The organism is Streptomyces sp. NPDC027962 (assembly GCF_055566095.1).
Genome location: NZ_JBVHTA010000110.1, coordinates 1 through 1546 on the forward strand (window position 1 = coordinate 1; position 1546 = coordinate 1546).

The 1546-nt window shown below is 68.2% G+C and carries 1 protein-coding gene; it reads right to left on the reverse strand.

Translation table 11 applies throughout. The features are described from left to right. A partial coding sequence (locus tag ACZ4SA_RS36875; protein ID WP_468283225.1) for an IS1182 family transposase occupies window positions 1-1451 on the reverse strand: 1451 nt, incomplete at its 3' end. Window positions 1452-1546 lie beyond the last annotated feature (95 nt).

Here is a 1546-nt window from a genome sequence, read left to right on the forward strand (position 1 = left end):
GCGCGGATCTTGTAGCGGGCTTTCCAGTCGTCGGTCTGCTGGAGAGCGCGGGTGCGTTGAAGGGCCTGGTGCTCGTCGTGCTGCCGCAGGGTGAGTTCCCTGCGTTCGGCCCTGGGTGAGCTGACGCAGTCGCGCAGTGCGGGGCAGTGGCGGCAGTCGGCCGGGGAGAATCTGACCCGGATCACGGGAAGCTGCTGCTGAGAGCAGCGCAGAGCCCACTGGGTGCTGGTGGCTCCGTTCGGGCAGGTGACGTGCTGCTGGTCCCAGTCGATGGTGAAGGCGTCCTGGTCGTAGCCGCTGCCGTTCTTCGCCTGGGCGACGGTGATCGCCTGGAGCGGTCCGTGCAGCTCGATGCCGTGCTCGCGGCGGGCGGCCGCGATCTGGGAGGCGGTGGCATATCCGGTGTCGACCCAGTGTTCGCCAGGCAGGCAGTCCCGTTCGGCCAGGCCGTTGTGGATCTCCTCGCTCATCACGCTGTCGGGGACGGTGGCGACGGTCGTGGCCACGTTCGTGATCAAATTCGGGGTGTCCGGCTCACAGGTCTCGGTCAGATGGGTCTTGTATCCGTCCCAGAGGATGTCGCGTTTCTTGCTGCCCCTGGCTTCGGGGTCATAAGGCGTGACCAGGCGCTTTGCGCCCGGCGGTCGGTCTTTTGGGTCCCGTCGCCTCACCTCGCCCCCGACCAGATGGAAGTGCTGGACCCACATCTGCTGCAGGATCTTCACCTGCTCCAGCTCCCGGAGCCCGGCCGGTGCCTGAGGCGAGAAGACGGCCTCAAGCAGCCGCATCCCGTCCGTCCCGATCCGTCGGCCGGCCTCCTCCCGTCTGCTGTGGGCCTTGGGGAACCGCGAGTCCTCGGCCCGGGTGGCGTAATGCCGGAACCAGTCTGGTCCGGCGGTCTCCGCCAGCCAGTCGGGGGCGGCCTGCGCGAGCGTGTTCAACGCCGAACGCAGCGTTTCCGCGACCATCTCCAGCCAGCACAGTTCCCGAGCCGCGGACTGCACATGCGTGGAGTCGGTCCGGGCCCGGCCGGCGGTCTTGAGCAGGCCCTTCTTCCGGGCCGCGGCAAGGATGCCGTCCAGCACCCGCCTGCCCGCCTCCGCGTCGATGAGACGGTCCCGGAACTCCGACAGCACTGAGAAGTCGAAGCCCGGATCAGCCAGTTCCAGTGCGAGGGCGTATTTGAAGTCGATCCTCGCCCGCACCGCCTCGGCGGCCTGCCGGTCGGTGAGCCCCTCCACGAACTGCAACACCAGCACCAACGCCAGCCGCCCCGGTGACCAGGCAGGCTTCCCCCGCGCCGGGAACAGGTCCGCGAAGTCCTCGTCGGTGAACAACGGACCCAGCTCGTCCCTCACCCGGATCGCCAAGCTCCCCTTCGGGAACGCGGCCCGCGCCACCCGCACCGTCTCCGCCGGAATCTCCCCCGACCCCTTCGGCTGCATAGACATCGACACCCACCCCATACGACAACGTCGGCTCCCAAGACCACAACCAGGTCTTGGGAGCCGACGTCACGCACGGGCCCGAATTAACCAACAGCGTC